Annotated in this window: 15 protein-coding genes, 1 tRNA gene and 3 rRNA genes; 8 read left to right on the forward strand and 11 right to left on the reverse strand. The window is 43.4% G+C overall.

Annotated features, from left to right (window positions below):
• The first annotated feature begins 122 nt into the window (after positions 1–122).
• Entirely contained in the window at positions 123–710 is a 588-nt protein-coding gene (locus tag PPIS_RS22830; RefSeq protein ID WP_010374788.1) for a CBS domain-containing protein, read from the forward strand.
• Between the two features lie 121 nt (positions 711–831).
• Here the strand turns inward: PPIS_RS22830 and PPIS_RS22835 are convergent, their stop codons facing one another.
• Positions 832–1,749, reverse strand: coding sequence for a M14 family metallopeptidase (locus PPIS_RS22835; RefSeq protein ID WP_010374786.1), 918 nt, complete (start codon positions 1,747–1,749; stop codon positions 832–834).
• Positions 1,750–1,840: 91 nt separating this feature from the next.
• The gene (locus PPIS_RS22840) at positions 1,841–2,248 is read right to left on the reverse strand and encodes a hypothetical protein (RefSeq protein ID WP_010374784.1); all 408 of its coding nucleotides are present in this window, start codon (positions 2,246–2,248) and stop codon (positions 1,841–1,843) included.
• A gap of 426 nt (positions 2,249–2,674) precedes the next feature.
• On the opposite strand from PPIS_RS22840, the gene PPIS_RS22845 reads away from it, so the two are divergent.
• Positions 2,675–3,067: a tellurite resistance TerB family protein gene (locus PPIS_RS22845; protein ID WP_010374783.1), complete on the forward strand. Its 393-nt coding sequence runs from the start codon at positions 2,675–2,677 to the stop codon at positions 3,065–3,067.
• 325 nt (positions 3,068–3,392) lie between these two features.
• Here the strand turns inward: PPIS_RS22845 and PPIS_RS22850 are convergent, their stop codons facing one another.
• Entirely contained in the window at positions 3,393–4,937 is a 1,545-nt protein-coding gene (locus tag PPIS_RS22850; RefSeq protein ID WP_248694173.1) for a methyl-accepting chemotaxis protein, read from the reverse strand.
• Between the two features lie 358 nt (positions 4,938–5,295).
• Here PPIS_RS22850 and PPIS_RS22855 point away from each other — a divergent pair, with 358 nt between their 5' ends.
• Complete coding sequence (locus tag PPIS_RS22855; RefSeq protein WP_019647441.1) at positions 5,296–5,997, forward strand: MauE/DoxX family redox-associated membrane protein; 702 nt, start codon at positions 5,296–5,298, stop codon at positions 5,995–5,997.
• A 91-nt stretch (positions 5,998–6,088) separates the two neighbouring features.
• Here the strand turns inward: PPIS_RS22855 and iadA are convergent, their stop codons facing one another.
• The 3 genes from iadA to PPIS_RS22870 are packed head-to-tail and all read right to left on the reverse strand — an operon-like array spanning position 6,089 to position 11,633.
• A complete protein-coding gene (gene iadA, locus PPIS_RS22860) occupies positions 6,089–7,255 on the reverse strand; it encodes a beta-aspartyl-peptidase (protein ID WP_010374777.1) in 1,167 nt (388 codons plus the stop codon).
• A gap of 4 nt (positions 7,256–7,259) precedes the next feature.
• Complete coding sequence (yfcC, locus tag PPIS_RS22865) at positions 7,260–8,663, reverse strand: putative basic amino acid antiporter YfcC (protein WP_019647440.1); 1,404 nt, start codon at positions 8,661–8,663, stop codon at positions 7,260–7,262.
• A 45-nt stretch (positions 8,664–8,708) separates the two neighbouring features.
• Positions 8,709–11,633 (reverse strand): TonB-dependent receptor domain-containing protein, encoded by a 2,925-nt coding sequence (locus tag PPIS_RS22870; protein ID WP_010374773.1) that lies wholly within the window; start codon positions 11,631–11,633, stop codon positions 8,709–8,711.
• A 489-nt stretch (positions 11,634–12,122) separates the two neighbouring features.
• Between PPIS_RS22870 and PPIS_RS22875 the strand changes: the two genes are divergently transcribed.
• Positions 12,123–13,751 (forward strand): cyanophycinase, encoded by a 1,629-nt coding sequence (locus PPIS_RS22875; RefSeq protein ID WP_010374772.1) that lies wholly within the window; start codon positions 12,123–12,125, stop codon positions 13,749–13,751.
• Between the two features lie 98 nt (positions 13,752–13,849).
• On the opposite strand, the gene PPIS_RS22880 is transcribed toward PPIS_RS22875, so the two are convergent.
• The 3 genes from PPIS_RS22880 to PPIS_RS22890 form a co-directional block, all read right to left on the reverse strand.
• Positions 13,850–14,617, reverse strand: a complete 768-nt coding sequence (locus PPIS_RS22880; protein ID WP_010374770.1) for a DNA/RNA non-specific endonuclease — start codon at positions 14,615–14,617, stop codon at positions 13,850–13,852.
• A gap of 677 nt (positions 14,618–15,294) precedes the next feature.
• A tRNA-Pro gene (locus tag PPIS_RS22885) sits at positions 15,295–15,371 on the reverse strand.
• 163 nt (positions 15,372–15,534) lie between these two features.
• Complete coding sequence (locus PPIS_RS22890; RefSeq protein WP_010374768.1) at positions 15,535–16,953, reverse strand: alanine/glycine:cation symporter family protein; 1,419 nt, start codon at positions 16,951–16,953, stop codon at positions 15,535–15,537.
• A 587-nt stretch (positions 16,954–17,540) separates the two neighbouring features.
• On the opposite strand from PPIS_RS22890, the gene PPIS_RS22895 reads away from it, so the two are divergent.
• The 3 genes from PPIS_RS22895 to rrf all read left to right on the forward strand — a co-directional run bounded on the left by PPIS_RS22895 (position 17,541) and on the right by rrf (position 22,632).
• A 16S ribosomal RNA gene (locus tag PPIS_RS22895) occupies positions 17,541–19,073 on the forward strand.
• A 394-nt stretch (positions 19,074–19,467) separates the two neighbouring features.
• A 23S ribosomal RNA gene (locus PPIS_RS22900) occupies positions 19,468–22,352 on the forward strand.
• A 166-nt stretch (positions 22,353–22,518) separates the two neighbouring features.
• Positions 22,519–22,632: ribosomal RNA gene (gene rrf / locus PPIS_RS22905) — 5S ribosomal RNA — on the forward strand.
• The 16S, 23S and 5S rRNA genes sit together here, the layout of an rRNA operon.
• A gap of 290 nt (positions 22,633–22,922) precedes the next feature.
• On the opposite strand, the gene rlmF is transcribed toward rrf, so the two are convergent.
• Positions 22,923–23,780: a 23S rRNA (adenine(1618)-N(6))-methyltransferase RlmF gene (gene rlmF / locus PPIS_RS22910; protein ID WP_010379220.1), complete on the reverse strand. Its 858-nt coding sequence runs from the start codon at positions 23,778–23,780 to the stop codon at positions 22,923–22,925.
• A 176-nt stretch (positions 23,781–23,956) separates the two neighbouring features.
• On the opposite strand from rlmF, the gene PPIS_RS22915 reads away from it, so the two are divergent.
• Entirely contained in the window at positions 23,957–24,877 is a 921-nt protein-coding gene (locus tag PPIS_RS22915) for an alpha/beta fold hydrolase (protein WP_010379222.1), read from the forward strand.
• Here the strand turns inward: PPIS_RS22915 and PPIS_RS22920 are convergent.
• A complete protein-coding gene (locus tag PPIS_RS22920) occupies positions 24,819–26,285 on the reverse strand; it encodes a tetratricopeptide repeat-containing sulfotransferase family protein (RefSeq protein ID WP_019647617.1) in 1,467 nt (488 codons plus the stop codon). The genes PPIS_RS22915 and PPIS_RS22920 overlap by 59 nt on opposite strands.
• Positions 26,286–26,358 lie beyond the last annotated feature (73 nt).

The following is a 26,358-nucleotide window of genomic DNA, read 5'->3' on the forward strand; positions in this document are numbered from 1 at the left end:
GTTACCAAAAATAATTTTTTACTGCCTTTACACTGGTTGTTCTTTTTATCTTTAGTTGTGGATTGTTAACCACAACATAAAAACCAGACTTTCGAAGGGCTTTATAAAAGCAGGAGTATAAAATGGGCCAATACAAAGCGTTAAAAACCGTTAAGTTGGAAGGGGTATTTCAGCTTTGTGATCACTTCGATTCAGAACCTTTAAATATGGACAGTAGTGCGGTTAAGGTAGTGACTGACTTTACTCGCAGGCAGCCTCAAGTGATAGCAAAAGACGTCGATTTTGATCATGCTTTATACATGATGAAAAATGGCCATGTGCGCTCAAAGCTCGTTGTTGACGAAGATGATAATTTCTTGGGAGTGGTAAATTGTCGTGACCTCACCGGCAGAAAGGTCTTAAGTGTTGCACAAAGAAAACAGGTGTCGAGAGAAGATGTGTGCGTTGAAGATGTGATGGTGAGTAAAGAAGAGCTATATGCTGTTCCCTATGAAATGGTTGCCAAAAGTACGATAGGAGATGTGCTTGAAACATTACAGAGTTTAGGATTGCAGCACGTTTTATTGGTTGGTCCGGAAGGGCTCCGGGGTATGATCTCTGCTAGTGATATCGCAAGAGCATTGCATATTCCAGTGAGTATTTTGCAAAAGCCGACTTCATTTAAAGAAATCTTTGGGGTGGTTAGCGGTAAGGAAGACTTAGCGAATTAGGTTTTATTATAACGGGACGAGTTGTTTTCATCGGAAAAGTTTAATGCTGCACAATATGACAATTTGGTAGGCTCTTTTCATTCTCCTAGGTGTGGTTTAACAAACCACACCTTCTTAAATCTTATTGGCTCTCGCTTTGTAAGTACTTAATGGCCCCTCTAATTGCTGCCACTTGACCCGCGATACAGTTTTCTGGTGTTGCGTTTTGACCATCAGGATAAACTTCAGTTGTTGTTACAAAAGCGGCATTTGTCATACCCATACATAAACCGAGCGCAGTGCCATCATAATTAATTACACCGTGCTGCTCTAAATCAACACCGATTAACTGCTCATGGTCATCGGCGTCGGCAATTTGCGTTACCGCAGCCACTTCTTCGATAATGCGTTTTTGAAATTTAGCTTCCGGTTTTTGAGTATGTCCAACTAAATAGAAACCGTCAGGAATGTTCCAATTGTGATTCTCTTTACCATCTCTTGCTGCCAATGCAGGGCGGAATTCAGAATTATCAGAATCTGTGGTTTCGTGTAAATCAACATGACACAGAATATCTGCTGCTTTCTTGTCGACAAAGTTAATTGCCAATCGAGACTCAGGCGCTGGGCTATCTGCATAAAAAGAGCGGTTAGGATCAATGGCTTGTGGATTCCAGCGGTTTATCGTTTCATAGCCCCAAGGGCTCAAGCAAGGCAAGATAATGAAATTATAAGCCTGTTCATATTGTTGCGCTTCTGATTTTGCAAAAGCGAGCGCTCCATGTACACCGCTTGTTTCATAACCATGCACGCCACCGGTAACGAGTATGGTTGGTTTGTTTTGCTGCCAGTTTTTTGTTGTTAATGCATATAGAGAATAAGTTTGATTTGGGTAGTCAAGCTGACCATACTCGGTGACGTCAAAAACGTGTTTGAGCGTTTCTATTTGAGTTATGACCTCTTCAGAGTATGAGCGTTTGATCGATTGGCTTTCTAACCACACTGTTTTTTCTTTGGAAGTCCAAGGTACGCCGGGCGTACCTATCGCATATTGTCTTTGCATAATAACCTCGTTATGAATTTAGGTTATCTTACTCAATGCCTCGTTTTGAAAGCAAATTTATAAGGTCTACTACACACCAATAAACTTGGGATTAAATATATCCCAGTAGTTTAAGGCTTTGCTGTTGCGCAAGGTTGGGTTTGAAAGACCAAATTCTTAGTACACCGCTTGTCAGATAAAGCTTGGTATAACTAAACCAAAGTAATCGTTCCACCGAGATTTTTTCCACTTCTTCTGCTGGAATATAATGCTTTTGGCCTAACAGGCTGTGATAAACCACGCCTTGATTGCAGATGATTACTCGGCTTTGACCACTGAATATTGCCCATAACCCTGTAACAATATAAAACATGATTGCTGCAGATAGCGTTAATTGGACAAAAGAAACCATGCTGATTCTTTCTGACACGATTAAGGCATCTAGAACAAGTAAGGTAAACGCTATAATAGAAAGGGAAATGAAAAATGATAAGTTCATTCCTAGTTTTAACTCTTTCATTGTTGTTCCTATTTTTCTTCGATTGATTCTGAGAGTGTGCAAATTATTTCAACAAAATGAATCAATTGTGGAGGTAATGATCTTTTCTTACTAAATCAAACTTTATAATTGATATTTTCTCTTAGGGCTGCTTCTTTAGTCGTATGTATTAGAGGTGTTGCTTTGCAGGGATAACGCTTTTTAGCGGTAGAGGTAATAAAGTTGGCAGTATTTGGGAATTTTTTAATTGTGAAAAGTGAAATGTAATAAGTGGAGCCTTCTTATTTTTTCGACTTTTTTACGGCCTACGGGATGTGGCGTAATTGAACTTGCACTTTTTTAATATGACAAATGGAAAAAGTTAGCATATGTTTAAATCTTAGCGTTTTTTGTTCCGTCTTGAAATATCTGTGATCTTGTCTTGCAGAAAAGGGTTAAGGAAGAATTATGAAATTTGAACAGCTACTCAATCACTTTGACACAGGTATTTGTGTCGATCAGATGCAAAAAGAAGCCCTAATTGATATCGCATTACTATTTATTGGTGTTGATGGGGTCATCAGTGAAAGTGAAAAACATGTTGTGAGAAAGTGGGCAAAAAGTCTGCAGTGGAACTCTGCAATCGCATTAGACGATTACATCGAAGATAGCCTTTCAAAATCTGTTATTGCGATAAAAAATAATGACATTGAAGCTTATGTGCAACACCGCATGAATAACATTATCGATGAGCCGATGCGTAAACTTGCAAAAGACTTAGCCGTGCGTGTTATTGAAGCCGATGGCAATGTGAAACAGGCAGAAAAGGACGCACTCGCCATTCTTGAGGCCGAACTATAATACTGTCTTTAGCTGCAAGGTCAGTGGACCCAAGGTATCCAATTAAATATTAAGGTCCACTGATATCTAAGCGTCTTTTTGACTTTGAACTACGTAAATAACCTGAGCTGCGGATAATTAATGCCTTTCTAGCAGCCAGTTTTAGCGCTAACTGCGTTGAATTCACTTCCAATAGCCAGCTATTGGTGCGTAAATTTGCCTTGTTTTCCCTAAAACTTGCTGGCTAGACAAGGAAAAAACTAAGTTGTGCTTTAGCAACAATGAGTTGGAACATTCCTTATCCAAACCTCAGGTTAAATAATAAGTTGTGGTTTATTTGGTTTTCTCATGTTTGAGAAAATTGCTGTATCAGGCGTGTTTGCTGCTCAATTTGACATAGTAACTCTTGACTTAAAGTAAAAGATTTCTCGCCATGTTCTGTGCCTCTCTCTGCGAGCGTAGTCACGCTGTCAACGTTTATGCTTATTTGTTTTACCACACAACTTTGTTGTTCAATGGCGGCGGCAACACTGCGATTTAAATCGGCTAAATGCATGACATGACTTTGAATGGTATCAAGGCTTGAACCGTTATTCTTTGCAAGGTCAACACTTTGATTTGATAGACTATTACTTTTTTGCACTGAATCAACAGCAGAGCTGGAAATATCATTTAGTTCTTTAAGTAATTGCGTGATTTCTTCTGTGGAAGTTTGTGTGCGCTGTGCAAGCGTGCGAACTTCATCTGCTACAACTGAGAATCCCCGGCCATGATCGCCCGCTCGGGCGGCTTCAATTGCCGCATTTAGCGCAAGCAAGTTGGTTTGATCGGCAATAGAGTTGATAACACTAAGAATATTTTGAATGCGGTCATTTCCCGATACTAAGCGATTTACGGCATTGTTCACTTCCATTAAATGCTCATCAAGATAGTGAATAGAATCGATAACGTCTTTTACTGCGGCTTTACCAAGCCCAGCTTGGTGCTCTGAATTATTGGCTGCATCTGCAGCATGGTTTACGTTTTCTGAGAGCTCATCAATCGTTTGCGAAAACTCGTCCATGCAAACAACCATTTCTTTTGCCTCGCTTGTTTGCTGTTTTAGTAACTCGGCAACGAATTGACCGCTTTGTGTGGTAAGTTTTGCATTTTCACTTACTCGAACAGATACATCGTTCACTCTGCCTACTACCGCAGAAATTTTCGCCTTTTGCATTTCTAATGCCAGTGTAATATCGGCAACTCTGTCTCGAGATTGACCGTATATCACAGACATTAAATCATTATCAAAAATCGTTTTGGCTTGTGTGAGCAAAGCTTTATATTTAGAGCGAAAACGTGCGGTTAACGCAATCGTGATGCATAACAGAGTCAATGGTAGCAGGGTAAACCAATGATTGTTTAATAGAGGGGCTAGAGGCAAAGTTATCGCGACGAAAAGCAATAACATAAATGAGAGGCGAGTGCTGTCATAGCGACTCGTTTTTTGTTGGCTATCAAGAGTGCGATAAGCATTTTCTGCGCGTTTGATTACCTCGGAAGAAGGGCAAGTTCTTACAGATTGGTATTCAACTATGTTGCCTCGCTCGTCTTTAATTGGAGTGACGAAAGCGTTTACCCAATAGTAATCCCCATTTTTTGTTAAGTTTTTAACAGGTCCCATCCAAGATTGGCCGTTTTGAATGGTAGACCACATATTTCTAAATGCCGCTTTTGGCATATCCTGATTGCGCACTAAGTTGTGCGGCTGACCAAGCATTTCTTCAATGCTAAAACCCGCGATGTCACAAAATGACTGATTTGCGTATGTAATTCGACTGTCCAGATCCGTTGTTGAAAGCAATACACTGTGCTTGCCTAACTTTATTTCCCTACCCATTATTTTTGACATTTGTTTTTTATCTCGGTAGCTAAAGACAAGGCGAAATATAAATCTAAGACTTTATAGTCAGAAGGTTTTTTTAACCAAACCGTAGTTTAATAAAAGGTTTGCTGACCAAGATCAGGTTTATCCATGGTTACCTTAACCGAGATTAATTTGATTGTGATACATCAATAAATTCAACCCGTTTTCATGTTATTGAGTGTAATTAAAGGTGGTATGGAATTCGCTTTAGTTACAATCATTAAGCTGAAATTGCACTAATGTCGGCAGATTTTTCTTAGCTGATTTACTCAGTCGGTAATTTCTACTTATGTTTGTAATAAAATAGGGGGAGCCACCAGTGAAAAATGCGACACTTTTCCGAATGCATACCTCATCGCACATTTGCCCTTTTGGTCTCAGAGCTAGGGATTTGCTTTCACGAGAGGGTTTTTGTGTAGACGACAATGTGCTCAAATCAAGGGAACAGACGAATGAATTTAAAGCCACTCATAACGTTGACACTACGCCACAAATATTTATCAACGATCGACACATTGGTGGTTATGAAGCGCTACGCCGATATCTAGGCAAGCCGTCACATAAGGAAAAGAAAAACGTATACTGGCCAGTACTTTCGATATTTTTAGTCGCGCTGCTGCTCACATTCGCGACACAATTTCCTGTTGATAATCTTGTAGAATGGATAAAGCCTTTTATTGGGTTTTCTATGCTGTTACTCGCGGTACAAAAGATACGGGATGTTCATAGCTTTACAAACTCCTTTATCACTTACGACTTGTTAGCGATGCGTCATCTAAAATACGCGTATGCTTACCCTTACTTAGAGTTATATGCCGGCGTTTGTATGCTAACAACTTTGCCTGCCATTTATTATGCACCAGTGGCAATATTCATAGGGCTTATAGGTGCAATCTCGGTGTTCAAGGCCGTATACATTGATAAAAAAGCGCTCAAATGTGCATGCGTTGGTGGTGACACTGATGTGCCTTTAGGTTTTATATCACTAACTGAAAATGTGGTTATGTTTAGCGCTGGGGCACTTATGTTGTACAGCTATTTTTGATTTATCCTGAGGCTCGGATTAGATATGAGCTGGTTGATTACTTTTAAAACTTCCGTAAATTAGCAGGCAGCATAGTGCTACCTGCCAAACTTTAAGAGAAGAAACCAGTGACTAGTGGCTTATGGCTTTCAACCATTTTTTGACCGTTACACCAAACGCTATGTGGCGTTAGCGTGTTTGCGTCGAGCAAAACAAGGTCGGCATCACTACCGACAGAGATCTCACCTTTATTTAATCCTAAAATCCTCGCTGGATTGGACGTAATAGATTGCAGAGCTAAGTCAAGCGGCACATTAAATTGCTGCACCGCTTGCTGGAACGCCCCAAGCAGCGAAGACTCTGAACCCACTTCAAATCCAACTAAATGATTTTGTTCATTATAAATTGGCAAGCTCGCATGTCCGTCGGAGCTCATGGTTAGTTGCTGTGCGTTCACGCCTTTGTCTAAGCAATATGCCAACGCCTCGGCTGCTGCTAGCTCACCATTGGCTAAGTCGTACTCGGTGGTGCTAGTGGTAAAGTCGATGGTTCCGCCAGCTTTGCAAAATGCAATCCCCGCAGTTAGCAATTCGGCATTTCGATTCATATGAGTTGGGTAAAACTGACTGAGCGGTATTTCACTAGACAGTGCTACTTCATGGAGGAGCTGTAAGTGTTCAACACCTGTTCCAACGTGAATGGAAACGGTACCACGTTTGCCACTCAATAGACCTGCAGTTCTCGCTTCTGCTGCAATGGTCGTAAGCTCTTTTACCGAAGGCTGCGTACCTCGATGATCGGCGATTGCAACTTCCCCAACACCGATGATTTCGTCGATATACATAATGTCGTGACGGATACTGTGACCAAGCGTTTTTATTGGCAAGTGGTAAGAGCCTGTATGGCAAAAGGCGTTCAACCCCTCTTGTTTTAACCCTTTCGCTTTAGCAACTAGATCGGTGTGTGTTCGGCTGACATCATCGGTGCCAAGTGCGCCAATGACAGTCGTGATCCCATATAGCGTTGCATCAGTGAGGTTCATTTGCGGGGTACGGCTCGCAAAACCCGCTTCGCCACCACCGCCACTAAAGTGCACTAAAGAGTCGACAAATCCGGGGGCTAATATAAATCCTTGTCCGTCAACGATAGCGAACTCCAAGTTGCTGTTTATTTCGATATCCTCCTCAATGGCGAGGATTGTTTTCCCAGCAAAAAGGACATCACGCTTTCCGAGCTTTTTAGGCGTAAAAAGCTCAACATTTTTAATAAGTGTTAGCATAAATTTATTGGTAATTTGTTAAGTGAGCAAATATGGTGACCACACTTGCTAATGTGAAAAGAAGTAACATAAAGCGCCAAATAAACTGCACCCAATCGTTCCAAGAAAGTTTAACAACCCCTAAGCAGCCAATTAAACTTGCTGAGGTTGGGATAATGATGTTGCTCAGTCCATCTCCAAGCTGAAAAGCCAGTACAGAAGTTTGCCGAGAAACACCAATTAAGTCTGAAAGAGGTGCCATAATGGGCATAGTAATAGCTGCTTGTCCGGAGCCCGAAGAAACAAAGAAGTTGAATAAAGATTGGAATACATACATAAACCAAGCTGCCAACGCATCAGGGACTTGGGTTATTAAGGTAGCCGCATAATAAAGCACAGTATTTAAGATTGAAGGTGTTTGGAGATCGCTCCCGCCTAGTAATAGTACAAGTCCCTTGGCGAGACCAACTAGCAAAGCTGCAGGCAGCAGATCTGCGCTTCCTGTTTTAAATGCCGTAACTGATTGGCTAATAGACTGGCGTCCTCCAAATTTAGCTATTAGGGCGATGACCAGCCCCAGCACAAAAAACTGAGTGGCAAGTTCGGGGATGTAGTATCCTTTTGCAGTCACACCGTAAATGACCCAAATAATTACCATGAAAAATGCAAGCAATAACGCCTTATCAACAAGCTGTAGCTCTGAGGGCGAAGTACTTGCAATGATATCCTCACGCTTTTTTCGTATTTTCGCAGCGTAGCGCACCGTAAAAACCAGTCCAACGAATGTGAATAGGGTGGTGAGAGCAACCCTAAACTCTGTGCCTGAGAATACCGGTAACTGAGCGATACTTTGTGCTATGGCAATGCTAAAAGGGTTCATGGGGGAAGTAGCAAACCCGATTTGCGTTGCAACATAAGTCACAAGCACGGTAACTTGGGCGTTATAGCCAAGCCTCATCATGATAGGGTAAAGCACAATACAAAATGCGATAGCCTCTTCACCCATGCCGAATATGGCACCACCCAAAGCAAAGGTGATGAACAGACTAGGGATAAATAGCCAATCAATCCTTTGTGTAGAATTGATCAGCGCCATAATGCCATTGTCTATTGCTTTGGTCTGCATTAACACGCCAAATGCACCACCTGTTATGAGGATAAAAGCGATAACCCCAATAGCGGCTCCATTTCTGTCTCCACTCACGAGCCCCTCAAATAGTACGTTGAACAATCCTGCTTCACCTTGAGTGGCAAACAAAGGTAAAGGTGCAGGTGTTTGTGCTTGTGAAAACTGTGAAAGTGCAACGGTATCATTAGCTCTTGTTAGCTCGAACGAGCCGGGCAAAATAAAGTGTGACACCGCATAGCACAGCCCTGCGATCACCAGCAAAATAACGAATGCGTCAGGCATTTTTATAGTTTTTCGCATATAAAAAACGAAAATGGGGTTACCCCCATTTCTCCATTAGAACCATTAGAACTGGTAAGTTAATCCGAGAGTATAGTTGGTGCCTAACGCGTTGTGATTGATTGAGTCGAAGCCTCGCGATGAGCCATAAACCACAGGAGGCTTTTTATCGAAAAGATTATCAATACTGAGCCTCACTTTTAGGTGCGCTGAGAACTCATAACCCGCACTAACATCAACCACTGTCCAGCTATCAACATCTCGTTTCCCTTCGCTATCGAGTTGCCCAAGTTCAGCTAACTCGTCGATTTCTCGCCCACGTAGCCCTTCGATGTCGTCCTCATAACTGTCAGTATAGTTTGCACCCAGCGAGACATAAAAATTATCAGCGTTATAAGTCACTGAAACCCTGCCTATATTTTCAGGGTATCTAAAGGTCCCAACAAGTTCTTCACTCTGATCAGAACCCGGTTTATTGCGTTCGTATTCAAGGTAATGAGTTGCATCCAGTTTCACGGTTAAGTCAGCGTTATCTAATCTAAATCTATGATTAAATTTAATGTCCAACCCAGCAATATCTTGGTTACCTGTGTTCTCTAATTGAATAACATGATCGCGATATAGTTGTAGGCTTTGAGCGCGAGGGTCAAACTCATCGATATAAGCCGCCAAAATTTCGCTTAGATCAGCGCCGCTTTGATCTATGCTCAAACCTTGTGTATCGGTTACGCTACACACATCTTCATCATACGAAATACCCATCTGACCATCAGGCACATGGCCACAATGACGCAACGACGGATCTGTAATCGCACGACTGAGTACAGCGGTCATATTTGTATCAATAACGTCGGTATATTCAAATTGCCAGTAATCAATCGCGATAGTGGTATCTCGAGTTGGGCTCCAGGCTAAACCTAGAGAAATAGATTCAGACTCTTCGGCATTAAGTTGGCTGTTACCAAGCTCTAAGGAGTTAACCGTAACTTGCGTGCCATCACCCTCACAATACAGATCGGCGACAGCTTGATTCGCGCCGCAATCGAAGGTTGAAGTCGTTGTTCTCAGCTTTACCCCTGCCTGCGTTAAAGACGGTGCTCTAAAAGAAGTAGACCAACCGGCTCGTAACATTAGGGCATCAGTAGGGCGATAGCTTATGCCGATTTTTGGATTAAAAGTTGAGCCAAAGTCGTCAAAGTGGTCATATCGTCCAGCCACCTGCATTTCTACTGTTTCTGTTACTGGAATGTATAGCTCTACAAATGCACCTAGCTGCGTTCTTTTTGCGTCCGCGATGCTAGAGCCATAACCAAATACATCAACTAAGTAATCGTTGGCAGCGTCTGCAACCGCATCATTTGAAGGGGTGTCCGACAGCTCTTCTTTTCGTGCTTCGACACCAAACGAGGACTGTACCGCGATATCTTGCCAAGAAAAGAGCTCACCCGATACAGTAAAATCCCAGCTGTAAATACGGCTTGTACCTTCTCGGGTTGGACGTGCTTTGGTAAGTGCAAGTGTTGCATCGTTAGTGGCATTGCCTGCTAAGAATGGGTTATAAAAGTCGAGAAGGTTACTATTAGCACAGCTTAACTGGCCGTCGTTAATGCTGGCAATGTTCCCATCACCACATAGCTCCCCGGCCAAAGCGGCATGAAACTTATAACGATTGTATACCCCATCGGTGGCCACCTGATCTGATTTAGATTCAGAGAACATAATCCCTGATACCCAATCCCATTCGCCTAGCTGCCCTTCTAGGCTCGAAACCAATCGCATATTTTGGCTTTCGACTTCAATGGTGCGTGGTGAGGTAAAGCGAGCATCAAACTGAAACCCCCATTGCTCCTGTCCAAGTTGTGTGTTGAATGGGTCGATGTAAAGTGAATCAAGTAGCGAGTTGTTACCGCTTGCGTCGTTATAAATGAAGAGGGAATCCTCTCTCACCCACGGACCTTCACTGTCATCAATCTGATTGATTGCGGCTGGGGTTGAATAAGCGGTTGATTTTGTTTTACTGATAAAAAATTCAGTTTTCCAAGTTAACTCGCCAACCTGCTGATTGAGCATTGCACCACCAGACACACTCTCAAATGGAGTGCTTAGGACATCATCTTGATTACCATAGTAAGCACAGATCTGCTCCCCATACTCAGTGGTGACCAGCTGGCTCATACAGCCAGGTGCTGGAAGCTCATTACCGTCGCGACTGCTGTAATAATAAATATTAGGCGTATTGTTGAGTTTAGGAAGATAAGAATATCCGTTAACTAAGTTGGGTGTTGCTAAGAAGTCTCTATCTGTTGCGTTAAATTGGCTTCGGTCGTAAAAATCTGCAAACAACATAAGGCTGCCATTACCAACTTCAGTTCCCCAAATTAGATTGACTTGTGTTTTGCCCTCATCAGAGCTTTCAAGACTGTTACCATAGCTAACCTCAAGTTCTGCACCATCGTAATTGTCTTTAAGAATATAGTTAATCACACCCGCAACGGCGTCGGCTCCATAGATTGCGGATGCCCCAGTCGCTAGGATCTCAACTCGTTCGATTGCCGCTAAGGGGATGGCGTTTACATCTACAAAGTTTTGTGTGCCCGCCGCAAAAGAGCTTGGCGCGACACGACGACCATTGATCAAGGTTAACGTCGCTGAAGGACCCATGCCTCGTAAACTGGCTGCTGCTTGCCCCGCGGGTGTTGAGGTTGATGTACTGCCACTCTCGCTTGTGGAGAACGTGCCAGAGCCACCTTTTAATTGAGGAAGGTCTTGAAGTAACTCGAAAATTGAGGAAGCACCTGAGCGGTCTATGTCTTCTGAGCTCAAGATAGTAATGGGCTGTGTGCCTTCTAAATCAACGCCTTTTATGCGAGAGCCCGTGACCTCAATTCTTTCAACGGCTTTTACGTTTTGATCTGTTTGTTCTTCTGCATGAGTATTAAAACTTGAAGCAGCCAAGGCTGCTGAAATTGCTACGAATAGTTTGTTGTACATTACTTCACCTACTTTCTGTTGATGAGCGGCTTAGTACAGGCGAATGGCGTTGCTGTAGAATTTATTTGTTGTGTTTATTGCTCTACTGAATTGAAACTTCGCAATCGTCTGTGCTTAAAAAGCGTTAAAAACAATAGGTCAGTTTCAATTGGACAGATAAAAGCCACGCCACTACGAAAAATAATCGCGATAGTACGCCTTAAGTCAGCCGTTTAATTTTTATAGAAATCAAGAGGTGGGGTTGCAATTAATAGACAACGCCACGGCTTTACACCGTGTGTCTACTCGTCGAACCACTCAGAAAGGTAGTGAGGTGAGTAGAAGTAGCAAACAAATTTGAACGCATTCTTCAACATATTTTCATCTCGTGTTTTTTGACAATGCAAACCAGCGTGTGCTAGCTTGCGCTTCGCAATGTTCATTAAAATTTATAGCACAAGCGTTTTTGTGCTGACAAGTCGTTTTTAACAAATTTGTTTGGAATTTATCATGAATGTTGTGTTTTTTATAACCACAGTGTTAACTGTGGGTACGCTTTTCTTCAGCTTAACCTCTTCTGCACAAACACTTTATTTGATTGGCGGGGCACTCAAAACCTGTTCTAGTATGGCCACAAAAAACTGTGCAGAAAATGTCGAATTTTCAGCGGCTGTGAAAACACATTTGTTGTTTTCTGTTGATGAAATTGCAATAAATACGTTCGCTAAAGGTTGGCCAACTAACAATCGCGCGCACCTAAGGCGCACCCTTAAACTGCTTAAGAAATTACCATCGAACAAAGTCTTATCTAAACTACAGCTTGCGCAGCATGCGAAACAACTTGATGAAGGCTTATATCGCAGTTGGAGTGATAAAGAATATAACTTCTTCTTCGATATGCTTGAACTGCCCTTGCTGTATCAGCATAAACGTATACCTGAAATAGTTAATACTAACGGAAACAATGAGCCAGCGAGCACTGAAATCATAGAAGATATTGCTAAACGCATTGGCAAGACAAAAACCAAAAGACTGCTGCTTGTCACTGCATCATCTCGTGATCCTTATGAGTCTGCTGATTTCTATGAAGGATTATTTCAAAGCTATGATGTTAATGCCCTGTGGTTCCCCCTTACTCCGGCATTAGCTGGGGCGCTTAGTAGCGGTGACTGTGAAAACCTAGATAGCTATCGTAACCAGCTCAATGGGGTTTATAATCGTGAAGTCATTTATCCAGATAGAACATTAACCGAATATAATCTTTGCCAGCAAGGGATTGAGAAGGTGAAACAGCAGTTGGTAAATGCGGATGCGATCATGTTTAACGGCGGTGATCAATCACTCACTAAGCTAGTAATGTATGCTACCGATAAGCAAACGCCTTATCCTTGGACTGAAGTGCTAAAGGAGATACCAATAATTATCGGTACAAGTGCCGGAACAGCGGTGCAGGCCGGTGGTAAAAATGCCTTCGGTTATGTTCCCATGATCACCAATGGTAGCAGCATCGAAGCTATATTAAATGGCGCGATAAATGCTTCTGCTCCAGTACAACACTGCGAAAAGCATGGTGGATGTGGCAAGCTAAATGCCGATGCATTAACTTATGATGCTACAGGTGGCTTAGGAGTCTTTTCCTTTGGCGTTTTAGATACGCATTTTAGTGAAAGAGGCAGAAGTTTTAGGCTTGCGGTGTTAGCACTTAAAAGCGGCCAAAAATTTGGTTTTGGTGTGGATGAAACCACAGCACTAAAATTTGAAAGTACTGAAGAGGAGTTCTCGGTACTTGGTAAGCAGGGCGTAGTTGTGATTGAAACTCATAAGCCACAGCATTTCTACTATTCGTTTTATCCAGCAGGCAGTACGTTTTCAATGCCCAAGTTACATTCAAAGAATAAAAGCAACAGTAATGTGGTGAACAAGGCTAAAGGCAAACGTCTAGTTGAAAATCTAGTCGAAGATAATTCGCTCCGTGAAGTGACGCAACTTATGTGTTTAGAGCAACTTAGTGAAGTGGAAGCCTCGCAGGTAGACCTGCCAAACATTCATATTGAACGTACCAATCAGAGCCGCTGTGACAGGCAGGCCAATGGGAAATTCCGAGTCAAAAACATAGCCGTAAAATGGCATGAAAAGTAATGTAATCAAACCTTAAATGAGGCGGGTATTCATCGAGTAAATGCCTTGGTGCAAATTACAAAGTAAATTAAAGGGCTACCAACTGATAGCCCTCATAACTAGCAACCTAGTTGTGAGCTAAGACCACCGACTCGACCCTCAATGTCGGTGGCTTTATAGCTTGGCAGGCTAGGTAGGATATTCAGGCCTGCTCTTTGCTCTACTTCGTCAATGGTTACTTCTGTTTTGCAGTAATCAAGATATCTACCTGAAGTTTGCTCCATGATAAAAGCAGAAGCCTTCACATTTGAGCCTGCTATTGTGACAACGACCTTAAAATAGCCTGACGGAATAGTGTGAGATTCATCAGCACCAGGCAAGGTAGCAAAGTAATATTCATACAAGGGACCCGTGAACACATAAGCATTTTCGCCCGTGCGCACTAAACTTCTCACTGCATTTTCTAATTTAACCCATGGGCCTTGATTAAGGTTTGATGATTGCGGGGTAATGTTCGAGAGGTAGTTAGTATCGCTCCAATTGGATGTATTGGAAAACGATGCCAAAGGCACTTGATGACCTCTATCTGTATGAATAGTTGCCCATGCATCGCTGTAGTCACTTGGCTCTAGCGTGTATCTACTTGCAATTTTAGGGTCAGATTTCCAAGTCCTTGAACGGCTTGGGCCATCAATTGTGCTTGGTGTGACTTTGTATGCTACCCAGTCCGCAAACTTTGTTGCGCGATTATTGCTAAGCACATATATAGGTCGCTCAACGATATCATTACTTGATGGTGTGCCAGTTGGGCAACCGTAGTTGCTACATATGTTGGTGTTTGCATTTGCAGTCGCACTGACTGCAAGCATAAGTATTGCGAATTTCATTTTAATCTCCGTGCTTAATTGAAAGTCACGCAATACTAGGTAGGTTATTTGTCAGTATTATTACTTTAATGTAAATGTATTGTGTTTTGTGATTGCTGCTGTTAGTTGAGAACTACTATGAAAGAGCCGATTTATACGGTGTTATAGCTATAAAGTATGTTAATAGCCCATCATGTTCATTTTACTAATTAACTGGAAAATAGAGGCTAGGGGCAGAGCCGACATATTGGAACGGGCACAAACTATACAAAACTGAGTAATGCATGCGTTTTGGCCTGGTCACGTAGAGTACTGGAAATAGAAATTACACTGTTTGAAGTTTAAAGTGAGAGGTTGTGTCGGGAGAAAGCATTTAGCAGCTCATATCAGCAATCTATTTTTAGTGTTCTTATTTCGGCAAATCTATTCAAGCTGAATTAGCCATCAGAGTTATTCGTTTTTGAAGCCTTGCCTCTGACGAGGAATGGTTCTTACATTGTTTTAAGGCGCTGACATTGAAAGAAGTCGCTAGCGATGCTCATTGAGGTGAGCTTCTAATACATCAAAGAAAACAAAGTTCATAAGTCTAAACTGGAATAACGAGCGAAAATCAGAAAGTTCAATACTACCGTACTAATAGCGGGTATTTACGAAAGGAAATGAATGAAGTTAACTTATTGAACAGGGTAAGGAAAAGCTGGTCGGCATAGCAGGATTTGAACCTGCGACCCCTGACACCCCATGACAGTGCGCTACCAAGCTGCGCTATATGCCGACTTGTGCTTTACTATACGGATTTTTTTTTGAAAGGCAATAAGTGGTTGGTTTGTTTGGACATTAAATGAACTCAAGGGCGTGTTTTTGTGTTCTTCTTCATTTAAATTGGGTTTTATAAGAAGAAAGCGCACTAAATATAAGCATTAGTGCGCTGTATTGGTCTATTTAGTCCAAATGCCTTTTGGTAGTGTTTTTTCTACTTCAGGGTTAGTACTAGGATCAAACTCTGGGGTTACGCCAGCTTTAAGCTGCTTTTTATAATCGTTGGCAAGCCATAGCACGACTTTGCGAAGCATAAAGAGTGCAATCACGTTAACTACAGCCATTAAACCCATTGAAATATCAGCGAGTGTCCAAACCAGTCCAAGTTCGCTTACCGCACCAAACATTACCATACCTAATACACAAACTCTGAATACCATCATGCCTTTCTTTGAATGGTGATCTAAGAACAGTAGGTTGGTTTCTGCATAACTATAGTTGGCAACAATGGAGGTAAAAGCGAAAAATAGAATAGCGACCGCAACGAAAATTGCGCCCCATTCACCTACATGATGAACCAATGCAGATTGTGTTAATTCAATGCCAGTTAAACCAGAGTTTGGTTCAAGCTGACCAGATAAAAGAATAAGCGAAGCGGTCGCGGTACAGATCACTATGGTATCTACAAATACACCTAGCATTTGTACATAACCTTGTGATGCTGGGTGGTTTGGATTTGGTGTTGCACTTGCAGCAGCGTTTGCTGCGCTACCCATACCGGCTTCATTTGAGAATAAGCCGCGCTTGATCCCCTGAAGCATCGCTTGCATTACGGCGTAGCCAATCGCACCAGCACCCGCTTGCTCAATACCCATTGCACTTTTTACTATTAGCATGAATATATCTGGTAGCTGCGCAAAGTTCACAGCACAGACGTAAAGTGCAAGTATAAGATAAGCAACGGCCATAAAAGGTACGACAAGTTCGGCAAAGCGTGCAATAGTTTTTAAACCACCGAAGATGATAATCCCAGAAGCTGCTACTAACGCAATACCCATCACATATTTAGGCACATCAAAGGCAACGTTAAATGCTGCAGCAATGGAGTTGGCTTGTACTGCATTAAAGACGAAACCAAATGCAAGGATAAGGCAAAGTGAGAATAACACCCCCATCCACTTACGTTTTAAACCTAGCTCCATATAATAAGCAGGGCCACCACGGAAGTTTCCGTCATCATCTTTTGTTTTATATAGCTGCGCTAAGCAACTTTCAGCAAAACTGGTCGCCATACCAATCAAGGCAATGAGCCACATCCATAATATCGCACCAGGACCGCCTAAATAGAGCGCAACGCCAACACCTGCCATATTACCGGTACCAACCCGTGCGGCGAGTGAAGTACAGAATGCTTGAAAAGAGGAGATACCATCTTCAGCACCTTCGCGACTTTGCATCATTACCTTCACCATATATGGGAATTGGGTGAATTGAATAAAGCCAAGCCTAATTGTGAAGAATACACCAGCAGCTATTAAGAGGTAGATAAGTAGATGGCCCCATAAAAGACCACTTATCGAGTTTAAGATATCAGCCATGTATTTAGCCTTTTTCTAAGAACGAGTAAATAATGGGGCGGTAATCTACCACAAAGAAAAGCAAAAGCCGAAATTCCTGTGGGTTATCCACAGAAAATGTGGATAAGTTGTTAGGATTCGGTGGGCTAAAAAGCAATTGAAAAATAAATAGAAAAAACCGAAAAAAAGGGTTGCACTAAAATCGGATCGCCCTATAATGCGACCCCACTGACACGGGGCGCCACGCTGAAAAGCAAAGCAGCAACGAGTTAGCGTCAACAAGTAAAACTTAAGTTCGAAACTTCTGCTAAAGAAATTCAAAATTAAGTATTGACAAAAAATCGGGAGTGCTTAGAATGCACATCCCTCGAAACAACGAAATGTTTCGAAATGTTCTTTAAAAATATGAAGCAATCATCTGTGTGGGCACTCGTACAGATTGAGTTCTAACAGCAGATTCTAGTTCGCTAGATGACGCAAACAAATTTAGAGTCTCAATTGTAACTGAGTGACTATATAGTCAATTCGTTTTGATTTTACTTTTTTGAAAAGTAGAAACAAACAATCAGAATTCATTGAGCATGAAACTTAGGTTTCAAAAAAACTTTTAATTGAAGAGTTTGATCATGGCTCAGATTGAACGCTGGCGGCAGGCCTAACACATGCAAGTCGAGCGGTAACATTTCTAGCTTGCTAGAAGATGACGAGCGGCGGACGGGTGAGTAATGCTTGGGAACATGCCTTGAGGTGGGGGACAACCATTGGAAACGATGGCTAATACCGCATAATGTCTACGGACCAAAGGGGGCTTCGGCTCTCGCCTTTAGATTGGCCCAAGTGGGATTAGCTAGTTGGTGAGGTAAAGGCTCACCAAGGCGACGATCCCTAGCTGGTTTGAGAGGATGATCAGCCACACTGGAACTGAGACACGGTCCAGACTCCTACGGGAGGCAGCAGTGGGGAATATTGCACAATGGGCGCAAGCCTGATGCAGCCATGCCGCGTGTGTGAAGAAGGCCTTCGGGTTGTAAAGCACTTTCAGTCAGGAGGAAAGGTTAGTAGTTAATACCTGCTAGCTGTGACGTTACTGACAGAAGAAGCACCGGCTAACTCCGTGCCAGCAGCCGCGGTAATACGGAGGGTGCGAGCGTTAATCGGAATTACTGGGCGTAAAGCGTACGCAGGCGGTTTGTTAAGCGAGATGTGAAAGCCCCGGGCTTAACCTGGGAACTGCATTTCGAACTGGCAAACTAGAGTGTGATAGAGGGTGGTAGAATTTCAGGTGTAGCGGTGAAATGCGTAGAGATCTGAAGGAATACCGATGGCGAAGGCAGCCACCTGGGTCAACACTGACGCTCATGTACGAAAGCGTGGGGAGCAAACAGGATTAGATACCCTGGTAGTCCACGCCGTAAACGATGTCTACTAGGAGCTGGGGTCTTCGGACAACTTTTCCAAAGCTAACGCATTAAGTAGACCGCCTGGGGAGTACGGCCGCAAGGTTAAAACTCAAATGAATTGACGGGGGCCCGCACAAGCGGTGGAGCATGTGGTTTAATTCGATGCAACGCGAAGAACCTTACCTACACTTGACATACAGAGAACTTACCAGAGATGGTTTGGTGCCTTCGGGAACTCTGATACAGGTGCTGCATGGCTGTCGTCAGCTCGTGTTGTGAGATGTTGGGTTAAGTCCCGCAACGAGCGCAACCCCTATCCTTAGTTGCCAGCGATTCGGTCGGGAACTCTAAGGAGACTGCCGGTGATAAACCGGAGGAAGGTGGGGACGACGTCAAGTCATCATGGCCCTTACGTGTAGGGCTACACACGTGCTACAATGGCAGGTACAGAGAGCAGCGAGCTAGCGATAGTGAGCGAATCCCTTAAAGCCTGTCGTAGTCCGGATTGGAGTCTGCAACTCGACTCCATGAAGTCGGAATCGCTAGTAATCGCAAATCAGAATGTTGCGGTGAATACGTTCCCGGGCCTTGTACACACCGCCCGTCACACCATGGGAGTGGGTTGCTCCAGAAGTGGATAGTCTAACCTTCGGGAGGACGTTCACCACGGAGTGATTCATGACTGGGGTGAAGTCGTAACAAGGTAGCCCTAGGGGAACCTGGGGCTGGATCACCTCCTTATACGATTTAGAACTTATTTGTTCGAAGTGTCCACACAGATGATTGTTGCTTGGCCTGATGGCTAAGTGATATTGCTCTTTAAAAATTTGGAAAAGCTGAAAAATTAAATTCTGATAGATAACGAAAGTTATTTATCGAGTTTTCGAAAGAAAATGCCGATTAATCATTTGATGATTAATTAGCGTCTACTTTAGTATTCAATATTAACTTCTGGCGAAGTTAAATCAGTCTTTGATATACAATGTCAAATTAGATATTTTCAATGATTTTGGTTTTTAGGCAAGGCGCTTGAGATTTTTGTCGACGGGAGCATAACGTGTTATGTGACCAAGCAAAAATATCGAGGAACGCAGCATAAAAGACAAAAGCGAAGAAAAACTACTTTGGGTTGTATGGTTAAGTGACTAAGCGTACACGGTGGATGCCTTGGCAGTTGGAGGCGATGAAGGACGTACTAACTTGCGATAAGCCTAGTCAAGCCAGTAAGAGGCGCTTGAGACTAGGATTTCCGAATGGGGAAACCCACCTGCTTGCAGGTATCGTTAACTGAATACATAGGTTAACGAGGCGAACGCGGAGAACTGAAACATCTAAGTACCCGTAGGAAAAGAAATCAACCGAGATTCCGAAAGTAGCGGCGAGCGAAATCGGACCAGCCCTTAAGCTTTAGTGTAGTTAGTGGAACATGCTGGAAAGCATGACGAAACAGGGTGATAGTCCCGTACACAAAAACTTATCTAAAGTGAAATCGAGTAGGTCGGAGCACGTGAAACTTTGACTGAATATGGGGGGACCATCCTCCAAGGCTAAATACTCCCAACTGACCGATAGTGAACCAGTACCGTGAGGGAAAGGCGAAAAGAACCCCTGTGAGGGGAGTGAAATAGAACCTGAAACCGTGTACGTACAAGCAATAGGAGCCTACTTGTTGGGTGACTGCGTACCTTTTGTATAATGGGTCAGCGACTTATATTCTGTAGCGAGGTTAACCATTTAGGGGAGCCGTAGCGAAAGCGAGTCTTAACTGGGCGCTTAAGTTGCAGGGTATAGACCCGAAACCCGGTGATCTAGCCATGGGCAGGTTGAAGGTTGAGTAACATCAACTGGAGGACCGAACCCACTAACGTTGAAAAGTTAGGGGATGACCTGTGGCTAGGAGTGAAAGGCTAATCAAACCGGGAGATAGCTGGTTCTCCCCGAAATCTATTTAGGTAGAGCCTCGGACGAATACTTACGGGGGTAGAGCACTGTTAAGGCTAGGGGGTCATCCCGACTTACCAACCCTTTGCAAACTCCGAATACCGTAAAGTAATATCCGGGAGACACACGGCGGGTGCTAACGTCCGTCGTGGAGAGGGAAACAACCCAGACCGTCAGCTAAGGTCCCAAAGTGTATGTTAAGTGGGAAACGATGTGGGAAGGCTAAAACAGCTAGGAGGTTGGCTTAGAAGCAGCCACCCTTTAAAGAAAGCGTAATAGCTCACTAGTCGAGTCGGCCTGCGCGGAAGATGTAACGGGGCTAAACATACCACCGAAGCTACGGCTGCGTACGTAAGTATGCGGGGTAGGGGAGCGTTCTGTAAGTGGCTGAAGGTGTGCCGGGAGGCATGCTGGACATATCAGAAGTGCGAATGCTGACATGAGTAACGACAAGAGGAGTGAAAAACTCCTCCGCCGGAAGACCAAGGGTTCCTATCCCATGTTAATCAGGGTAGGGTGAGTCGACCCCTAAGGCGAGGCTGAAGAGCGTAGTCGATGGGAAACGGGTTAATATTCCCGTACTCGGTATGAATGCGATGGGGGGACGGAGCAGGCTAGGCAAGCATGGCGTTGGTTGTCCATGTGAAAGGCTGTAGGCTGGTGACTTAGGAAAATCCGGGTTACCAAGGCTGAGAGTCGAGACGAGCCACTAAGGTGGTGAAGTTGTTGATGCCCTACTTCCAGGAAAAGCCTCTAAGCTTCAGTTCATACTGAATCGTACCCTAAACCGACACAGGTGGTCAGGTAGAGAATACTAAGGCGCTTGAGAGAACTCGGGTGAAGGAACTAGGCAAAATTGTACCGTAACTTCGGGAGAAGGTACGCTCTTGTTTGTGAAGGACTTGCTCTGTAAGCAAACGAGAGCCGCAGTGACCAGGTGGCTGGGACTGTTTATTAAAAACACAGCACTGTGCAAAATCGTAAGATGACGTATACGGTGTGACACCTGCCCGGTGCCGGAAGGTTAATTGATGGGGTTAGCTTAGGCGAAGCTCTTGATCGAAGCCCCGGTAAACGGCGGCCGTAACTATAACGGTCCTAAGGTAGCGAAATTCCTTGTCGGGTAAGTTCCGACCTGCACGAATGGTGTAACCATGGCCACGCTGTCTCCACCCGAGACTCAGTGAAATTGAAATCGCAGTGAAGATGCTGTGTACCCGCGGCTAGACGGAAAGACCCCGTGAACCTTTACTACAGCTTGGCACTGAACATTGACCCTACATGTGTAGGATAGGTGGGAGGCTTTGAAGCAGAGACGCTAGTTTCTGTGGAGCCGACCTTGAAATACCACCCTTGTAGTGTTGATGTTCTAACTTAGGCCCCTGAATCGGGGTTGAGGACAGTGCCTGGTGGGTAGTTTGACTGGGGCGGTCTCCTCCCAAAGAGTAACGGAGGAGCACGAAGGTTTGCTAAGTACGGTCGGACATCGTACGGTTAGTGTAATGGTAGAAGCAAGCTTAACTGCGAGACAGACACGTCGAGCAGGTACGAAAGTAGGTCATAGTGATCCGGTGGTTCTGAATGGAAGGGCCATCGCTCAACGGATAAAAGGTACTCCGGGGATAACAGGCTGATACCGCCCAAGAGTTCATATCGACGGCGGTGTTTGGCACCTCGATGTCGGCTCATCACATCCTGGGGCTGAAGTCGGTCCCAAGGGTATGGCTGTTCGCCATTTAAAGTGGTACGCGAGCTGGGTTTAGAACGTCGTGAGACAGTTCGGTCCCTATCTGCCGTGGGCGTTTGAGAATTGAGAGGGGCTGCTCCTAGTACGAGAGGACCGGAGTGGACGAACCGCTGGTGTTCGGGTTGTGATGCCAATTGCATTGCCCGGTAGCTACGTTCGGAACTGATAACCGCTGAAAGCATCTAAGCGGGAAGCAGGCCTCGAGATGAGTTCTCACTTTGACTTAGAGTCAACTGAAGGGCCGTTGAAGACTACAACGTTGATAGGCGAGATGTGGAAGTGCTGTGAGGCATTAAGCTAACTCGTACTAATTACCCGTGAGGCTTAACCATACAACGCCAAAGTGGTTTACTAGAATTGTTCCAGACAATTCCTAGCATGACCTCCATCCATGGAGGCCTTAGCTAACAGAAGTTAATAGACTAAAGTAGACAAAGAATTTAATAGCTTTTTCCGGATTTACATTAATGAGGGAGACTTCATTGATGAACAGAATTTCCTGGTGACTATAGCGTTTTGGACCCACCTGACCCCATGCCGAACTCAGAAGTGAAACAAAACAGCGTCGATGATAGTGTGGATTACCCATGTGAAAGTAGAACATCGCCAGGGCCAAATAAGAGAAACCCGTTGCAGTAATGCGACGGGTTTTTTGCTGTTTGGGGTATAGAAAACCTCGCAAGCCAATCAACACATCGCGAGGTAAACTCGCTCCTACTACCATATACACTGCATCGTAGGGGGTGGTTCACCCACCGATGGGTTGCAATGAAGTTTCAGTAAAAAACATGTATTCCAAAACCCGTTTCAACAATACAACGGTTTTTTCTGTTTGGGATTTAAAACCTTGCAAGCCAATTAACACATCGCGAGGTGAACTCGCGTCCACCATATACACATCGCTAAGGTTTGAAAAAACTCCAGGCGATAAAACGGCTTGTCTTATTACCTTGTTCCATCTCGATCACTTTCACTTGCTCGGCAGCGACCTGTTTAAGTTGTTGTTTAAGTGGTTTTACGTTGTCTTTATTCGAGATAAGGGAAGTAAACCAGTAAACTTGCTCTTTGAAAGTGACGCTCTCAGAGATCATATCCAGTATAAAGCGCTTTTCTCCACCGTCACACCACAACTCTTGAGCTTGGCCGCCAAAGTTTAGCGACGCTTGTGGTGCTTTGTTTAGGTTTTTCCACTTTCTTTGCGTGCCCTTGTTTGCATCTGCTTCACTGGCATGGAAGGGCGGGTTACACATTGAAAAATGATAAAACTGGTTTGCTTTTATTATCGTTTTAAAAAAGTGATTAGGCTGCTTTTGTTGCATCACTTTTACCGGCAACCTATTTAGTTCTGCGATGGTTTTGGCACACTTCACAGCAAGAGGATTGATATCAGAGGCAACAAAGCGCCAGTTATACTCTCTTGATCCTAAGATGGGATAGATCAAATTGGCACCAGTGCCAATATCTACGCCTTGCACCTTATCGGGCAAGTTACTTTCATCTAAGAGATCTTTCAGCGCATGGATATAGTCTGCTCTGCCCGGAACCGGAGGGCATAAAAACTGTGCGGGGATATCCCAAACTTGTATATCGTAGTCTGACTTAAGCAGTGCTTTATTCAACAGTTTTACGGCATCTGGATTAGTGAAGTCGATACTTTTTATGCCATCAGCTCGGTTGTAAGTAAAATTCTTTAAAGCGGGCTCAATCGCCATGAGCTTGTCTAGATCATAGCCTGAATTATGCTTGTTTCTTGGGTGCACAGGATTCTTCGAATAAATAAAAAGGATTATAACACTTTTAATCGAACGCTTAAGTCTTGAATACGGGCTTTATCTTAAAAGCATATCAACCTCTTTATTTGCTTCGTTTAAGCGTTTACTTATCAATCAGTCAACTGGTACGATGAGGCTAGTGTTCAAAGAATGAAAACAAAGAAATGATAGAGCAAAAATCACTATTAGTAGATATAGAAGATGGACATAAACTCCACCTCAGATATATAGCGAAACCGGGTAGTAGCGGCCCTGTTGTGTTTTTTATGCATGGTGCGGTTGAAAATGGCAAAATTTTTTATACTGAAAGCAATAAAGGGCTAGCGCCTTTTTTAGCTGAACACGGCTATCGCTGTTTTGTTGGTGATCTTCGTGGGCGAGGAGAGAGCATACCTAAAATCGACGCTGAAGCGGATTATGGTCAAACTGAATCAATCTTGCACGAAATCCCTGAAATGCTGAATTTTATCGAACGATATACCGGATCTAGAGCACAATATTGGATTGCGCATTCTTGGGGAGGTGTATTGATGAATTGTGTTTTTGCACGCTTTCCTGAAGAAATCCAACATGTTAATGCATGTGTTTATTTTGGTTCTAAGCGTAGTTTACATAACAATCACCCGAGCAAATTACTGAAAGCAAATCTAATATGGTTTAACGTTGCGCATTATTATTCGAAAAAGCATGGATACTTACCTGCGAAAAGACTTGGTTGGGGAAGTGATGATGAGTCTTTAAAATCACATGCTCAAAGCGCTGATTGGGCACGGAAGCACCCATGGGTGGACTCCGATGACGGTTTTAATTATGCCGTAGTATTACAAGACATGACGTTACCTCCAATCTTGCATATTGCGGGCGTTAAAGATAAAGCACTGGCACAACCTGTCGATATTCAAGCATTTATTCGTGAATCGGGAAAGGGGATGCAAGAACTCAGAATTTATGGGAAAAAGCACGGCCATCGGCACAATTATGGGCACATAGACATGTTAACCCATAAACATGCACGTGATGATCAGTTTAAAGATTTGCTGGCGTGGTTTGGTCGCTTTGCGGTTGAGCAATCATCTTCTCGATAAACGCTTCATAGCGCTGCCACTTTTCTAGTGGCTGCGTGCTGATTGGCTTTCTGACCTGCGCCTTACTTAAGGTATGGACCGGCTTTTTAGATTTGTGAAACTCCAAGCATTCTGGCTCGTATTTTTGATATAAAAAGCTTAAGCATTGTTTAATAGTCTTTTCAGGCTCTGCAATAAGTTGTTCGTAACTGAGCGTAAAAATATCTCTTTTCATAAATTGGTTAAAATGTGACATCAAGTCGCTTTGCGCTTGCGCATACAAGGCAAATTCGCTTAAGGAGCAAAAGTAGGGCTCGCTTTCGGCGAAATGATTACTATAGACAGACCAGGCTGTAGCATTGAGGTTACGAGTTAAATGAATAATTCGTGCCTCAGGGAAAAGTTTGTGGATTAACCCAAGATTTTGAAAGTTAGCTGGAAGTTTATTGATCACCACTTCTTCCGGCACTCGATGCCGCTTTATCTCGTCGACATAGAGTATACGGCAATGGTCTAACATAGAGTTACTTAGTTGGTCTAAACAAGCTGGGAACTCTGCATTATTGCGTTTACTGAGGTAAGGGACAATTTTATCGCTGATCACGGTATTCTCGCCTAGTGTACCAACATTAGAATGTTGCACTAGCATTTGTTCTAGGAGAGTCGAACCAGTTCTTGGCAAACCAACAATAAAAACAGGCGTAAATGTTGTCTTAACCCTATCACTAGGTTTATCAAAAAACGCTTTGCCACAATGCAGCTTGATTGATTCAAAAAATGGCAGCATGTCTACAGTACGAAACTCGCTCATCAGCAGCTGTGTATCATTCGCTAAAGCATAGTTATCTTGAGCTGCATTAAAGTTACCTAATTGTTCATGACACTTAGCAAGCGCATAGTGAACCACAGTTTTTAGTCTCGGTGCTTCAAACTCATTTTCCAATTTTTCTAGAATTGCTAAGTATGCAGGTAATTCTTTGGCTGAGGACATCTGTACCAGTTCGTATAGCATAAAGGCAGTCACTGTACTATGAGGGCAATCTAACCCCGCTTTAAAGACATTTTTAGCTTGTTCAATAAAGCCGTAGTCCAGATAAAATTGACCGAGCTGGTAATGAGCTTGGGCATTATGTTTTGCCACGCTTAAGGTGTATTCAAGTACGGTTTTTGCGTCAACCGGTGAACCTACGGCTAAAAACGCATCGGCCAATGCGAAGAGTGGCTCAAGCATTTTTGGTAAATGTTCGCATGCTCTTTTTAAATAGTAGATTGCGTTATCGTACTGCTCTAAACGCATGCAAATGCGGCCTAAACCAAATAGAGCAGGACCGTTGTTAGGTGACTGTTTAAGTACCGACTTGTACATAAACTCAGCTTCTCTAAGCTTGTTTTCGGCTAATAATTCGTTGGCTCGCTTTAATAACAACATGTTTGTATTCAAAATTAACTGCTTTGCTATATAGGATAAAAATAAAAAGGCGAAATAGCTAATGCTAGTTCGC

The organism is Pseudoalteromonas piscicida (genome assembly GCF_000238315.3).
GTDB lineage: Bacteria > Pseudomonadota > Gammaproteobacteria > Enterobacterales > Alteromonadaceae > Pseudoalteromonas > Pseudoalteromonas piscicida.

Bases quoted from the DNA above. Each gene is read 5' to 3' on its own strand.
- PPIS_RS22830 (WP_010374788.1), top strand. From the start codon at position 123: ATGGGCCAATACAAAGCGTTAAAAACCGTTAAGTTGGAAGGGGTATTT.
- PPIS_RS22835 (WP_010374786.1), bottom strand. From the start codon at position 1,749: ATGCAAAGACAATATGCGATAGGTACGCCCGGCGTACCTTGGACTTCC.
- PPIS_RS22840 (WP_010374784.1), bottom strand. From the start codon at position 2,248: ATGAAAGAGTTAAAACTAGGAATGAACTTATCATTTTTCATTTCCCTT.
- PPIS_RS22845 (WP_010374783.1), top strand. From the start codon at position 2,675: ATGAAATTTGAACAGCTACTCAATCACTTTGACACAGGTATTTGTGTC.
- PPIS_RS22850 (WP_248694173.1), bottom strand. From the start codon at position 4,937: ATGTCAAAAATAATGGGTAGGGAAATAAAGTTAGGCAAGCACAGTGTA.
- PPIS_RS22855 (WP_019647441.1), top strand. From the start codon at position 5,296: ATGCATACCTCATCGCACATTTGCCCTTTTGGTCTCAGAGCTAGGGAT.
- iadA (WP_010374777.1), bottom strand. From the start codon at position 7,255: ATGCTAACACTTATTAAAAATGTTGAGCTTTTTACGCCTAAAAAGCTC.
- yfcC (WP_019647440.1), bottom strand. From the start codon at position 8,663: ATGCGAAAAACTATAAAAATGCCTGACGCATTCGTTATTTTGCTGGTG.
- PPIS_RS22870 (WP_010374773.1), bottom strand. From the start codon at position 11,633: ATGTACAACAAACTATTCGTAGCAATTTCAGCAGCCTTGGCTGCTTCA.
- PPIS_RS22875 (WP_010374772.1), top strand. From the start codon at position 12,123: ATGAATGTTGTGTTTTTTATAACCACAGTGTTAACTGTGGGTACGCTT.
- PPIS_RS22880 (WP_010374770.1), bottom strand. From the start codon at position 14,617: ATGAAATTCGCAATACTTATGCTTGCAGTCAGTGCGACTGCAAATGCA.
- PPIS_RS22890 (WP_010374768.1), bottom strand. From the start codon at position 16,953: ATGGCTGATATCTTAAACTCGATAAGTGGTCTTTTATGGGGCCATCTA.
- PPIS_RS22915 (WP_010379222.1), top strand. From the start codon at position 23,957: ATGATAGAGCAAAAATCACTATTAGTAGATATAGAAGATGGACATAAA.
- PPIS_RS22920 (WP_019647617.1), bottom strand. From the start codon at position 26,285: ATGTTGTTATTAAAGCGAGCCAACGAATTATTAGCCGAAAACAAGCTT.